This window comes from Amycolatopsis sp. NPDC114505 (assembly GCF_055633615.1).
In genome coordinates, this window is the sequence record NZ_JBVKDV010000005.1 from 123656 (window position 1) to 136794 (window position 13139).

Here is a 13139-nt window from a genome sequence, read left to right on the forward strand (position 1 = left end):
CGCTACGACGTGGTGCGCAGGCCCTCGAAAGCCACCTTGCACACCGCGTCCGCCACCTCCGTCGCCGACGATCCGCGGCGCGGCTTGTACCACTCGATCAGCGAGTTCACCATGCCGAAGATCAGCCGCGCCGTCACCGCCGGGTCGACGTCGGGGCGGATGTCGCCCTCGGCTTCCGCCTGCTTCACCAGGTCCGTCACCAGCAGGTCGAACTCGCGCCGGCGGGTCAACGCCGCGCGCTCCACCTTCGTGTTGCCGCGCACCCTCAGCAGCAGCGTCACGAACGGCAGCCGGTCGGCCAGCACCAGCACGCTGCCGCGCACCAGGTGCTCCAGCCGGTCGATCGCGCGGCCGTCGAGGCGGTCCGTCGAGGCCGCCACCTCGAACAGTCCGTCCAGCGCCCGGTCGACCGCCAGCCGCAGCAGTTCCTCCTTGCTGGGCACGTGGTGGTAGATCGCCGACTTCGTGATGCCGAGCTTGCGGGACAGGTCCTCCATGCTCGTGCCGTCGTAGCCGCGCTCGTTGAAGAGCTTCACCGCCACCTGCAGCAGTGATTCGAGGTCGTAGCCGGGCCGCCCGCGCCGGGGCGCCGTCACGGCTTCTCCCGCTGGTCGACGATGCGCCGCATCTTGCCCATCGACCGCTCCAGCGTGTCCGGGTCGACGACGTCCACCGACACCGTCACCCCGACGCCGTCCTTCACGCCCGAGATCAGCGCGGCGGCGGCCTGCTCCCGCGAAGCAGCCGAAGCGTCGTGACGCGCCTCGACCAGCACCGTCAGGTGGTCGAGGCGCCCGCGCGTCGACCGGACGAGCTGGAAGTGCGGGCTCAGCGATTCCGTGCGCAGCACGATTTCCTCGATCTGCGTGGGGAAGACGTTGACGCCGCGGAGGATGATCAGATCGTCCGTGCGGCCGGTGACCTTGTCCATCCGGCGGAACGCCGGGCGCGCGGTCCCCGGCGACAGCGCCGTGAGGTCGCGGGTGCGGTAGCGGATGATCGGCAGCGCCTGCTTCGTCAGGGACGTGAACAGCAGCTCACCGGTTTCCCCGCTGCCCAGGACCTCTTCGGAGTACGGGTCGATCACCTCGGGGAAGAAGTGGTCCTCCCAGATGTGCAGGCCGTCCTTCGTCTCGACGCACTCCTGCGCGACGCCCGGGCCCATCACCTCGGACAGCCCGTAGATGTCGACGGCGTCGATCGCGAACCGCTCTTCGATCTCGGTGCGCATCTGCTCGGTCCACGGCTCGGCGCCGAAGATGCCCACCTTGAGCGAGCTGGCCCGCGGGTCGACGCCCTGGCGCTCGAACTCGTCGAGCAGCGTCAGCATGTACGACGGCGTGACCATGATGATCTCGGGCTGGAAGTCGGTGATGAGCTGCACCTGGCGGGCCGTCATGCCGCCCGACGCGGGGATCACCGTGCAGCCCAGCTTTTCGGCGCCGTAGTGCGCGCCGAGACCGCCGGTGAACAGGCCGTAGCCGTACGCGTTGTGCAGCTTGTGGCCCGGACGGCCGCCGGCGGCGTGGATCGACCGGGCCATCACCGTCGCCCAGGTGTCGATGTCCTGCTCGGTGTAGCCGACGACGGTGGCCTTGCCGGTGGTGCCGCTGGAGGCGTGGATGCGCCGCACCTGGTCCTGCGGCACGGCGAACATCCCGAACGGGTAGTTCTCCCGCAGGTCCTGCTTCGTCGTGAACGGGAACTTCGCCAGGTCGGCGAGCTCCTTGCAGTCGTCGGGGTGGACGCCGGCCGCGTCGAACTTCTTCGTGTACGCGGGCACGTTCGCGTAGGCGTGCCTGAGCGTCCACTGCAGACGCTCCAGCTGCAGGGCGGCCAGCTCGTCCGCGCCGATGTTCGCCTCGATCATGGTCAGTCCCGTTTCGCGGAGAGGACGCGGCTGCGGCCGCGGAATTCGGCGACGACCTCGGGCCCGCCGGGGGTCTCCCGGTGCACGGTGACGTCGTAGATGCCGTTGCGGCCGTAGCGGGTGCGCTCGGTGGCCGTGGCGACGAGGTGGTCCCCGAGCCGGCCGGCCGCGACGAACGAGATTTCGGCGCCGGCGGCGACCGTCACCGGCCCGTGGGTGTTGCAGGCGCAGGCGAAGGCGGTGTCGGCGAGCAGGAAGACGTAGCCGCCGTGCGCGATGTCGTGGCCGTTGACCATCGCGCCGGTGATCGTCATCGTCGCGACGGCCCGCCCGTCACCCGCTTCGACCAGCTCGATGCCCAGCGCGCGTGAGGCCTCGTCAGCGGCGAACATCGTGTGGGCGGCGTTGGTCATGGACCCTCCGTGCCTGACTTACCGAATGGACGGTCACCTGGCGGTGTCGCTCAGTAAAGGCAGTGGCCGGGGCCGTGTCAAGCGTCCGCCCCTTCCGATCCCGGGGCGCAGCGGCTACCATGCAATTACTGAACGTCCGGTAGGTAATTCGGTGGAGGTCGGGACCTGATGGCAGTGCTGCGCAGCTACGTCTCCGGGGAGTGGCACACGGCGGACGACGGCGTCCCGTTGCACGACGCGGCCACGGGCGAGGAGGTCGCCCGGATCTCGTCGGCGGGCGTCGACTTCGCGGGCGCGCTGGAGTACGGCCGCCGGGTCGGCGGCCCGGCTCTGCGGGAGCTGACGTTCCACCAGCGTGCGGCCCTGCTGAAGGCGCTGGCCTCGCACCTGCGTGAGCACCGCGAGGAGCTGTACGCACTCTCCGCGCGCACCGGCGCGACGCTGGGTGACTCGAAGTTCGACATCGACGGCGGCATCGGCGTCCTGTTCAGCTACGGCTCGAAGGGCAAGCGCGAGCTGCCGAACGACACCGTCTACGTCGAGGGCGCCGTCGAGCCGCTGAGCAAGGGCGGCACGTTCGTCGCCCAGCACATCGCGACGCCGCTGCGGGGCGTCGCCGTCCAGATCAACGCGTTCAACTTCCCGGTCTGGGGTCCGCTGGAGAAGTTCGCGCCCGCGTTCCTCGCCGGGGTGCCGAGCCTGGTCAAGCCGGCCAGCTCGACGGCGTACCTGACCGCGCGGCTGGTCGAGCTGATCATCGAGTCCGGGATCCTGCCGGAGGGCTCGCTGCAGTTCGTCGCCGGCAGCGTCGGCGACCTCCTCGACCACGTGACCGCGCAGGACCTGGTGTCGTTCACCGGCTCGGCGTCGACCGCCCAGAAGCTGCGGGCGCACCCGGCGATCATCCGCAACGCCGTCCGGTTCAACGCCGAGGCCGACTCGCTGAACTGCTCGATCCTCGGCCCGGACGCCGTCAAGGGCACCACCGAGTTCGACCTGTTCGTCAAGCAGCTGACCAGCGAGATGACGGTCAAGGCGGGCCAGAAGTGCACCGCCATCCGCCGCGCGTTCGTCCCGGCTTCGCTGCTCGACGACGTCGCCGAAGCTGCTTCGGCGCGCCTCGCGAAGGTCACCGTCGGCAACCCGACCGCCGAGGGCGTCCGGATGGGCGCGCTGGCCAGCCTGGAGCAGCGCGAGGAGGTCCGGCGGTCGCTCAAGGCGCTGCTGGACGCCGGCAGCGTCGTGTTCGGCGACCCCGAGCAGGTCGACGTGGTCGACGCCGACGCCGAGCGCGGCGCGTTCATCTCCCCGGTGCTGCTCAAGGCCGACCCGGAGCGCTCGGAGCCGCACGAGGTCGAGGCGTTCGGCCCGGTCTCGACGCTGATGCCCTACACGTCCACCGAGCAGGTCGTCGACTTCGCGGCGCGCGGCGGCGGCAGCCTGGCCGGGTCCGTGGTCTCCGCGGACAAGGAGTTCGTGCGCGACGTCGTCCTCGGCGCGGCGCCGTTCCACGGCCGTCTGCTGGTGCTGGACGCCGACGACGCGAAGGAGTCCACCGGGCACGGTTCGCCGATGCCGCAGCTGGTCCACGGCGGCCCCGGCCGCGCGGGCGGCGGCGAGGAGATGGGCGGCATCCGCGGCGTGCTGCACCACATGCAGCGCACCGCCGTCCAGGGCTCGCCCGCCGTGCTCAGCGCCGTGACCGGCCGCTGGGTGACCGGCGCGCCGCGCACCGAGGGCGACGTCCACCCGTTCCGGAAGTCCCTGGCGGAGCTGAAGATCGGCGACTCGGTGGTCGCCGGGCCGCGCACGGTCAGCCAGGAGGACGTCGACCACTTCGCCGAGTTCACCGGCGACACGTTCTACGCCCACACCGACCCCGAGGCCGCGGCCGCGAACCCGCTGTTCGGCGGGATCGTCGCGCACGGCTACCTGGTCGTCTCGTTCGCCGCGGGTCTGTTCGTCTCGCCCGAGCCGGGCCCGGTGCTGGCCAACTACGGCCTCGAAAACCTGCGGTTCCTCACCCCGGTCAAGGTCGGCGACTCGCTGACCGTGACGCTCACCGCCAAGCAGATCACCCCGCGGATCGACCAGGAGTACGGCGAGGTCCGCTGGGACGCCGACGTCACCAACGCCGACGGCGAGTCCGTCGCGAAGTACGACGTCCTGACCCTCGTGTCGAAGGAGCAGCCGTGACCGCTGTCGCTTCCCTTGAGGAGCAGTTCGAGGCCGTCATCGAGCGTGACCAGCGCATCGAGCCGCGCGACTGGGTGCCCGAGGGCTACCGCAAGACGATGATCCGGCAGATCGCGCAGCACGCGCACTCGGAGATCATCGGCATGCAGCCGGAGGGCAACTGGATCACGCGGGCGCCGTCGTTGCGGCGCAAGGCGATCCTGCTCGCCAAGGTGCAGGACGAAGCCGGCCACGGTCTCTACCTGTACTCGGCGGCGGCGACGCTGGGCGCCGACCGCGCGGATCTGACCGACAAGCTGATCACCGGCAAGCAGAAGTACTCGTCGATCTTCAACTACCCGACGCTGACCTTCGCCGACGTCGGCGTGATCGGCTGGCTGGTCGACGGCGCGGCGATCTGCAACCAGGTCCCGCTGTGCCGCTCGTCCTACGGGCCGTACGCGCGGGCGATGATCCGGATCTGCAAGGAAGAGTCCTTCCACCAGCGGCAGGGCTACGAGCTGCTGATGACGATGATGCGCGGGACCCAGCAGCAGCGGGACATGGTCCAGGAGGCCGTCAACCGCTGGTGGTGGCCGTCACTGATGATGTTCGGCCCGCCGGACGCCGACTCGCCGAACACCGCGCAGTCGATGGCGTGGAAGGTCAAGCGCCACACCAACGACGAGCTGCGGCAGCGCTTCGTCGACATGTCGGTGCCGCAGGCGGCCGCGCTCGGCGTCACGTTCCCGGATCCTTCGCTGAAGTGGAACGCCGAACGCGAGCACTACGACTTCGGTGCCGTGGACTGGGACGAGTTCAAGAACGTGTTGAAGGGCAACGGCCCGTGCAACGCGTCGCGCATCGCCCACCGGCGCCGCGCGCACGACGACGGCGCGTGGGTCCGGGAAGCCGCGGTGGCGCACGCCGAGAAGAAGGGTTCGCGATGAAGCACGACTGGCCGTTGTACGAGGTGTTCGTCCGGGGCAAGCGCGGGCTGAACCACGTGCACGTCGGCTCGCTGCACGCGGCCGACGACGAGATGGCGCTGCACCACGCGCGTGACCTCTACACGCGGCGCAACGAAGGCGTGTCGATCTGGGTCGTGCGCGCGTCGGACATCACGGCGTCGTCGCCGGACGAGAAGGACCCGTTCTTCGCGCCGAGCGGCGACAAGGTGTACCGGCACCCGACGTTCTACGACATCCCCGAGGAGGTGCCGCACATATGAGTTTCGACAACGTCTACGAGTCGCTGACCGAGGAGAACGACGCCCGCTGGGCGTTCGGCACCGGCTTCGAGGACCCGCTGTCCGGTGTGGACACCTCGGTTCCGTCCGGTGTGGACGGTGCTCAGCTCGCGGCGTACTGCCTGATGCTGGGCGACGACGCGCTGATCTTCTCCCACCGGCTCCAGGAGTGGTGCACCAACGCGCCCGAGCTGGAGGACGAGGTCGCGATCGCGAACATCGGCCTCGACCTGCTCGGCCAGGCGCGGCTGCTGCTGGCGCGCGCCGGCAAGGCCGACGGCTCGTCGCGCACGGAGGACTCGTTCGCCTTCGACCGCGTGGAAAACGAGTTCCGCAACGTCCGGCTCGCGGAGCTGGGCGGCGGCCACTTCGGGCACCTGATCGCGCGGCTGTTCGTGTTTTCGACGTGGCGGCTGGCTTTGCTGCAGCGACTGGTGACGTCGGTGGACCCGGTGCTGGCCGCGATCGCGGACAAGGGCGTCAAGGAGGTGACCTACCACCGCGACTACGCGGCGCAGTGGCTGGTCCGCCTCGGCGACGGGACCGAGCTGTCGCACGAGCGGATGCAGGAGGGACTCGACGCCGTCTGGCCGTACGTGGGGGAGCTGTTCCGCACGCATGCCTGGGAACTCGTCGATGCCGCCTCGCTGCGGCCGGAGTTCGATGCGGTGCTGGACCAGGCCCTTTCGGCGGCAACGTTGGTGCGGCCGTCTTCGGGCGAGCTCGCCGGCGTGTCCGGACGGACGGGCCGCGACGGCGTCCACACCGAGCAGATGGGGTTCCTGCTGGCGGAGCTGCAGAGCGTGGCCCGGGCGATGCCGGGCGCGCAATGGTGACCGCCGAGGCCGTCGCGGCCACGGTCACCGACCCCGAGCTGCCGATGCTGACGCTGGCGGACCTGGGCGTGCTGCGCTCGGTGTCCGAGTCGGAAGGACGCGTCGTCGTCGCGATCACGCCGACGTACACGGGCTGCCCGGCGATGGACACGATGCGCGACGACTTGGAACACGCGCTGGTGTCGGCGGGCTTCGCCGACGTCGAGATCCGGACGCAGCTGTCTCCGGCGTGGACGTCGGACTGGATTTCGGCTGCGGGGCGTCGGAAGCTGGCGTCGGCTGGGATCGCCCCGCCGGGCGCGGCCCCGCGGCGGACGGGCCCGATCCCGCTGACGTTGTCGGCGCCGGTCTCGCGGGTCGTGTGCCCGCTGTGCGGGTCTTCGGACACCGAAGAGCAGTCCCGCTTCGGCGCGACGGCCTGCAAGGCGCTGCGGCGCTGCCGGTCGTGCGCCGAGCCGTTCGAGCACGTCAAGGAGATCTGAGGTGGCTTTTCACCCCTTGAAGGTCGCGGGTATCGCGCGTCTGTGCGACGACGCGGTCGCGGTGACGTTCGACGTGCCGGATTCTCTTGCGACGGAGTACGACTTCAAACCGGGCCAGTCGCTGACCCTGCGGCGTTCGATCGAGGGCCGCGACGAGCGCCGGTCGTACTCGATCTGCGCGGCGGCGGGTACGGCACCCCGGGTGGGCGTCCGCCTGGTCCCGGACGGCCTGTTCTCGTCGTGGCTGGTGAACGAGGTCCGCGCGGGCGACACGATCGAAGTGGCCACGCCGACCGGGTCGTTCACCCCGGATCTGGCGGCGGGCGGCCACCACGTCCTGATCGCGGCGGGTTCGGGCATCACGCCGGTGCTGTCGATCGTGTCGTCGCTGCTGGCGACCCCGGACGCGACGGCGACGGTGCTCTACGGAAACCGCCGCACGGACACGGTGATGTTCGCGGACGAGCTGGCGGACCTGAAGGACCGCGCGCCGTCCCGCCTGGAGCTGATCCACGTGCTGTCGCGCGAGCCGCGCGAGGCGGAGCTGTTCACGGGCCGCCTGGACGTCCCGAAGCTGCGTTCGCTGTTTTCCTCGCTGATCCCGGTGTACTCCGTGGACCATTGGTGGCTGTGCGGCCCGTTCGAGATGGTGACGGGCGCGCAGGAGCTGCTGGCTTCCCTGGACGTCCCGGCTTCGCGGGTCCACCAGGAGCTGTTCTACGTGGACACCCCACCGGACCCGGTCGCCCACCTGGACCCGGCGGTGGCGGGGGAGTCCTCGGAGGTTTCGGTGGTCCTGGACGGCCGTTCGTCGACGATGACGTTGCCGCGGTCGTCGTCGGTGCTGGACGGGGCCCAGAAGTTCCGGCCGGACCTGCCGTTCGCCTGCAAGGGCGGCGTGTGCGGCACGTGCCGGGCCCGGGTGACGGAGGGGAAGGTCGATCTCCGGCGGAACTTCGCGCTGGAGAAGGCGGAGGTCGACGCGGGCTTCGTGCTGACGTGCCAGTCGTACCCGGTCTCGGAGACGATCACGGTCGACTTCGACGCCTGAACCGGTTGTCCACAGGAGCGACCACTTGTGGACAGCCGGGCCGGCAAACGGCTTTGCCGCGGGTTCTGCGAGTCGCCGCCGATAGAATGGGCCAGGGGACGCCCCCTGGGAGTGGCGGGGGCGCGGTCAGCGGCCTCGACGGCGGCGCCGGCGTGGTTCTTCCGGCTCGGTGAGGCCCAGCATCTCCGCCGCCAGCTGCTGAGAGCTCGCGAACATCCCGCTCGGTGCCTCGCTCGCCCGCCTCAGCGCCGCCGGGCGGAGGCGGTTGTAGCCCCGGACCGTCACCGGCCTGCGCTGCCGCAGTTCGTATGCCTTCTCCTCCGCAAGCTCCGAAGCCAGCTCGCGGTCCACCAGGATCGTGCCCGGGCGGGCCACCGAGGTCAGGCGGGCCGCCAGGTTGACCACCGAGCCGTACACGTCGCCGAAGCGCGACAGGATCCGGCCCGACGCCATGCCCGCGCGGACCGCCGGCAGGCTCTCGTCCGCCGATGTGCGCTCCGTCAGTGCCAGGGCGATCTCCGCCGCGTCGACCGCCGCGTCCGCCACGAACAGGACCTCGTCGCCGATCATCTTCACCACGCGGCCGTGGTGCTCGGCGATCGTCTCCGTCGCCAGCAGCTCGAACGCGTCGAGGACCCGGCTGAGCTCTTCCTCGTCGATCTGGCGCGTCAGGCGCGTGTAGCCGACCATGTCGACGAACCCGACCACCTGGGTGCGCGCCTCCAGGCTCTCGTCCGGCGCCGCGAACGCCCGGCCGGCGTACGCCGCCAGGTGCCGGCGCCAGACGAAGTTCTGCACCCGCTCGAGCTCCGGCAGCAGCCGGTCGACCAGCCGGGCCACCTGACGCTCGCTGCGTCCCAGCTCCGGCTGCTCCTTGATCAGCTGCCAGAGCATGTCGACCTGCCACTCGGCCAACCGCGACAGGTGCTGGCCGAGCGCGCGCGTCACCGACACCTCGATGCTCGGGTCGATCAGCCCCGACTGGACCAGCTGGTCCGCCGTCCGCATCGCCTCGACGTCCGCGTCGGTGAAGACGACCTCGTCGTCGGGCACCGTCGCGAACCCCAGCGCGCGCCAAAGCCGGCGTGACCGCTCTTCGGGCACGCCGGCTTTTTCGGCCACTTCGAGCCGCGTGTACTTCCGCCTGCCGCCGAGCAGGACGCGTTCGAGCCGCTGCTGGAGCTCTTCGCTCGAATCGGTCACGAGCTCAGGTCGTGTGGACGATCAGCACGTCCACGCCGGACTTGCGCGCCACCTCCGACGGCACCGAGCCCAGGATCCGGCCGGCGATCGTGTTCAGCCCGCGGTTGCCGACCACCAGCAGGTCGGCCTCGCGTTCGTGCACGACCTTGCGCAGCGAGTCGACGGGGTCGCCCTTCACCGCGAGCGTGTCGATCTTCTCGGCCCCGGCGCGCACCGCGCGGTCGCGCGCCGACTGCAGCGTGTCCTCGGCCGGCGCCGACCCGACGACCTGGTACGCCTCGTCGCCGAGGACGTCCTGGGCCTTGTCGACGTCGGTCTTGCTGGCCGGGTAGAACGCACACGCGATGACGAGCGTGGCGCCCGCGTCGCCGGCCACCGCCGCCGCGCGGTCCACCGCGGCGAACGAGGACTCCGAGCCGTCCGTGCCCACCACCACGGTCCGATATGCCGCACCCATGCGCAAAACCTCCACGTGATCCCGCGTGAGCAGGGACGATAGCCGAGCGTGCCGGCTCGTCCGCGCCGTGTCGGGTGGAAGGTTACTCGCCAGTCGCTTTCCGCGCTCCGCTTGGCCGCGGAGTGGGTTTCGGAGCCGGCTTCGGGGTCGCCTTGGGGGCCTGCTGCGGCTTCGGGACGTCGGACGCCTTGATCCGGATGGTCTCCTCGACGTCACCCACCGGCGTCGTCTTCCCGGTGTCGGCGTCCGCCTTCAGGTCTTCGGCCTTCAGGTCCGCGGTGACGTCCGCGGGCACCTTGACGTCGTCGCCGAGGACGGTGTGGGCCTCGGCCAGCACCGCGCGCGCGGCGCGGACCTGCTCGGCCAGCCCGCCGCGCACCTTGCGCAGGCTGTCGACGCGCTCGTTGGCCTGGGTGATCCGCCGGTTCGACTCCTCGGTCGCCGTCGTCACGCGGCGCCGCGCCTCGTCGGCGGCCTCCGCGAGCCGGGCGTTCGCCTCGTTGATCGAGTCCTGACGGCGCTTGTTCGCGTCCGCGACCGACTCCCGCTGCCGGCGGTCGATCTCGGCCTTGGCGGTCGTCTCCTCGTCGAGGATCTTCGCGCGGATGTCGGCGGCGTCCTGCGTCGCTTCCTGGACGCGGCGCGCGGCCTCGGCCTTGCTCGCCGCCTCCTGCTCGGCCAGCACGCGCATCGCCTCGGTGCGGCGCGCGGCCATCGCGATCTCGAAGTCTTCTTCGACCTTCGTGCGACGGTCCGACGACTCGGTGTCGAGCTTCGTACGCTCGGCCTCGGCCTTGTCGGTGATCTCCTTGGCCTGCGCGCGGGCGTCCTCGAGCACCTTGCGGTGCTCCGCCTCCATCTCCTTGCGCCGCAGGTCGAGCTCGGTGAGCAGCTGCTCGTAGCGGGCACGCATGGCGCTCGCGTCCGTCTCGGCCTTGGCGCGGATGTGCCCGGCCTCGGCTTCGGCGCGGGCGCGCGTGTCGGCGGATTCGTCCTGCGCGAGGCGCAGCATCCGCTGAAGACGTTCGGAGAGGCCTTCGACGCTCGTCGGCGGCTGGGCGAGCCGGTCGACCTGCCCGCGCAGGTCCGCGATCTCCCCGCGCGCGATCTCCAGCTGCCGCGCCAGGTCGCCGGACTGCGCGATGGCCGCGTCCCGGTCGGCGGTGAGCATCTTGAGGTCGCCGTCCAGCCGCTCGAGGTGCTCGTCGACCTGCGCTCGGCTGTACCCGCGCTTCGCCACGTCGAAGCCGGCTCCCAGCGGCACAAGCTCCCGTTCATCGCCAAGGCTCATGCGCCTACCGTAGTCGCAGCCGGGTCACGGAAGGGTGAGCACCCGTGCGGTGCGCCGAACGTGCCCTGTGATGCGGCGAAGGGATCTTGCCGGATCCGGGCCCATCCCGGTGGATTCCGACGCCGGGAGCGGGAACCGCCCCCGGCGTCGTGGATCAGGCGCCGTCGATCGTGCGCTGTCGATCAGGCGCCGTGCATCAGGCGCCGCGGAACGCGTTGATCCCCTCGATGTGCTTCGCGCGCTTCTCCTCGTCGCGGACGCCGAGGCCTTCCTGCGGGGCGAGCGCGAGCACGCCGACCTTGCCTTGGTGGGCGTTGCGGTGGACGTCCAGCGCGGCCTGCCCGGTCTCTTCGAGCGGGTACGTCTTCGACAGCGTCGGGTGGATCAGGCCCTTCGAGATCAGCCGGTTCGCCTCCCAGGACTCGCGGTAGTTCGCGAAGTGGGAGCCGATGATCCGCTTCAGGTTCATCCACAGGTAGCGGTTGTCGTACTGGTGCATGTACCCGGAGGTCGACGCGCACGTGACGATCGTCCCGCCCTTGCGCGCGGCGTAGACGGACGCGCCGAACGTCTCCCGGCCCGGGTGCTCGAACACGATGTCCGGGTCGTCGCCGCCGGTCAGCTCGCGGATCTTCGCACCGAAGCGCTGCCACTCCTTCGGGTCCTGTTCGGTTTCGCTCTTCCAGAACCGGTAGGCCTCGGCGCTGCGGTCGATGATCAGCTCGGCGCCGAGCTTGCGGCAGATCGCCGCCTTCTCCGGGCTGGAGACGACGCACACCGGGATGGCGCCGCCGTTCAGCGCGTACTGCGTCGCGTAGGAGCCGAGGCCGCCCGAGGCGCCCCAGATCAGGACGACGTCGCCCTGCTTCATGTCCGCGCCGTTGCGCGAGACCAGCTGACGGTAGGCGGTGGAGTTGACCAGCCCGGGGGAGGCGGCCTCCTCCCAGGTCAGGTGGTCCGGCTTCGGCATCAGCTGGTTGGCCTTGACCAGCGCGATCTCGGCGAGGCCGCCGAAGTTCGTCTCGAAGCCCCAGATCCGCTGCTCGGTGTCGAGCATCGTGTCGTTGTGCCCGTCCGGGCTCTCGAGCTCGACGTTCAGGCAGTGCGCGACCACCTCGTCGCCCGGCTTCCAGTTGTGCACGCCGACACCGGTGCGCAGCACGACGCCGGACAGGTCGGACCCGACGACGTGGTAGGGCAGATCGTGCCGCTTGGCCAGCGGCGAGAGCTTCCCGTACTTCTTCAGGAACTTGAACGTGGGGATCGGTTCGAAGATCGACGTCCACACGGTGTTGTAGTTGATGGCGCTCGCCATCACGGCGACCAGCGCCTCGCCCGGGCCCAGCTCGGGCACGGGGACGTCGTCGAGGTGCAGCGACTTGCGCGGGTCCTTGTCCCGGCTCTCGAGGCCCTCGAACATGTCGACCTCGTCGGCCCGCACGGTCACCCCGCGGTAGCTCTCGGGCACGGGCAGGGAGCCGACCGCGGCGGACTCGCCGTTCAGGATGGCTTGCTGGATCTCGCCGAGCTGCGTCATCGGTTCCTCCGCGGAGATGGGGGTCAACGGCGTTGGCGGCAGAAATTACTCGCCGGTAACTCGCGCACACAACTGTACGAGACGGACAGCACGATTACACGTCGAACTGTGACCGACCAGTCTTGACCGGCTGGCCAGTCAAGCGGATCATCGGCCGTGGGAACACCCACCCGACCAGCAGTTTCACCGACGGAGGTGAGCACGAATGAGTGAAGTCTCTACGCGCGCATGGACCCGGCCCCACGATTGGGCCGAGGTCGTCATCGGGGTCGTCGCCGCTCTTTCACCCCTTTGGCTGAGCATGGACACGACCGCGATGTGGACGATGGTCGTCCTGGGCGCCTTGATCGCACTCGACGGACTGGTCTCCCTGGCCATGCCCGGCATGGTCTACGGCGAGGGCATCCAGATCGCACTCGGCGTGCTGCTCTTCATCGCGCCGTGGGTGATGGGGTACACCGAGTTCAACGGCGCGTCCTGGACGTCCTGGATCGCCGGGGTGCTGACGGTCATCGCCGGCGCGGCAGCGATGCCGGTCGCGAGCGCCGCGCACCGCACGGCAGGCCAGCACTGAG

At 70.4% G+C, this 13139-nt stretch carries 14 protein-coding genes; 7 read left to right on the plus strand and 7 right to left on the minus strand.

Annotated features, from left to right (window positions below):
• Positions 1-2 precede the first annotated feature (2 nt).
• Genes ACZ7OU_RS43415 through paaI form a run of 3 tightly spaced genes read right to left on the minus strand, consistent with a single transcriptional unit; the run spans position 3 to position 2283 of the window.
• Positions 3-596: a TetR/AcrR family transcriptional regulator gene (locus ACZ7OU_RS43415; protein WP_470245323.1), complete on the minus strand. Its 594-nt coding sequence runs from the start codon at positions 594-596 to the stop codon at positions 3-5.
• On the minus strand, positions 593-1870 hold the full coding sequence (gene paaK / locus ACZ7OU_RS43420; protein WP_470259759.1) for a phenylacetate--CoA ligase PaaK: 1278 nt from the start codon (positions 1868-1870) through the stop codon (positions 593-595). Before paaK ends, ACZ7OU_RS43415 begins: the two co-directional genes overlap by 4 nt.
• 2 nt (positions 1871-1872) lie before the next feature.
• Positions 1873-2283: a hydroxyphenylacetyl-CoA thioesterase PaaI gene (gene paaI / locus ACZ7OU_RS43425; protein ID WP_470259760.1), complete on the minus strand. Its 411-nt coding sequence runs from the start codon at positions 2281-2283 to the stop codon at positions 1873-1875.
• Between the two features lie 168 nt (positions 2284-2451).
• Here paaI and paaZ point away from each other — a divergent pair, with 168 nt between their 5' ends.
• Genes paaZ through paaE form a run of 6 tightly spaced genes read left to right on the plus strand, consistent with a single transcriptional unit; the run spans position 2452 to position 8076 of the window.
• A complete protein-coding gene (gene paaZ, locus ACZ7OU_RS43430; protein WP_470259761.1) occupies positions 2452-4479 on the plus strand; it encodes a phenylacetic acid degradation bifunctional protein PaaZ in 2028 nt (675 codons plus the stop codon).
• On the plus strand, positions 4476-5408 hold the full coding sequence (paaA, locus tag ACZ7OU_RS43435) for a 1,2-phenylacetyl-CoA epoxidase subunit PaaA (protein WP_470259762.1): 933 nt from the start codon (positions 4476-4478) through the stop codon (positions 5406-5408). Before paaZ ends, paaA begins: the two co-directional genes overlap by 4 nt.
• On the plus strand, positions 5405-5689 hold the full coding sequence (gene paaB / locus ACZ7OU_RS43440) for a 1,2-phenylacetyl-CoA epoxidase subunit PaaB (RefSeq protein WP_323332469.1): 285 nt from the start codon (positions 5405-5407) through the stop codon (positions 5687-5689). Before paaA ends, paaB begins: the two co-directional genes overlap by 4 nt.
• A complete protein-coding gene (paaC, locus tag ACZ7OU_RS43445; RefSeq protein ID WP_470259763.1) occupies positions 5686-6543 on the plus strand; it encodes a 1,2-phenylacetyl-CoA epoxidase subunit PaaC in 858 nt (285 codons plus the stop codon). Before paaB ends, paaC begins: the two co-directional genes overlap by 4 nt.
• Complete coding sequence (gene paaD / locus ACZ7OU_RS43450; RefSeq protein WP_470259764.1) at positions 6537-7025, plus strand: 1,2-phenylacetyl-CoA epoxidase subunit PaaD; 489 nt, start codon at positions 6537-6539, stop codon at positions 7023-7025. Before paaC ends, paaD begins: the two co-directional genes overlap by 7 nt.
• A 1-nt stretch (position 7026) precedes the next feature.
• Positions 7027-8076 (plus strand): 1,2-phenylacetyl-CoA epoxidase subunit PaaE, encoded by a 1050-nt coding sequence (paaE, locus tag ACZ7OU_RS43455; RefSeq protein ID WP_470259765.1) that lies wholly within the window; start codon positions 7027-7029, stop codon positions 8074-8076.
• 126 nt (positions 8077-8202) lie between these two features.
• On the opposite strand, the gene ACZ7OU_RS43460 is transcribed toward paaE, so the two are convergent.
• The 4 genes from ACZ7OU_RS43460 to ccrA all read right to left on the minus strand — a co-directional run bounded on the left by ACZ7OU_RS43460 (position 8203) and on the right by ccrA (position 12564).
• Positions 8203-9279 (minus strand): adenylate/guanylate cyclase domain-containing protein, encoded by a 1077-nt coding sequence (locus ACZ7OU_RS43460; protein WP_470259766.1) that lies wholly within the window; start codon positions 9277-9279, stop codon positions 8203-8205.
• Between the two features lie 4 nt (positions 9280-9283).
• Positions 9284-9736, minus strand: coding sequence for a universal stress protein (locus tag ACZ7OU_RS43465; RefSeq protein ID WP_470245313.1), 453 nt, complete (start codon positions 9734-9736; stop codon positions 9284-9286).
• 82 nt (positions 9737-9818) lie between these two features.
• Positions 9819-11000, minus strand: a complete 1182-nt coding sequence (locus tag ACZ7OU_RS43470) for a chromosome segregation protein (protein ID WP_470260159.1) — start codon at positions 10998-11000, stop codon at positions 9819-9821.
• 223 nt (positions 11001-11223) lie between these two features.
• Positions 11224-12564 carry a crotonyl-CoA carboxylase/reductase gene (gene ccrA / locus ACZ7OU_RS43475; RefSeq protein ID WP_470259767.1) on the minus strand — a complete coding sequence of 447 codons (1341 nt, stop codon included), beginning with the start codon at positions 12562-12564 and terminating at the stop codon, positions 11224-11226.
• 205 nt (positions 12565-12769) lie between these two features.
• On the opposite strand from ccrA, the gene ACZ7OU_RS43480 reads away from it, so the two are divergent.
• A complete protein-coding gene (locus ACZ7OU_RS43480; protein ID WP_470245311.1) occupies positions 12770-13138 on the plus strand; it encodes an SPW repeat domain-containing protein in 369 nt (122 codons plus the stop codon).
• The last annotated feature ends 1 nt before the right edge of the window (position 13139 follow it).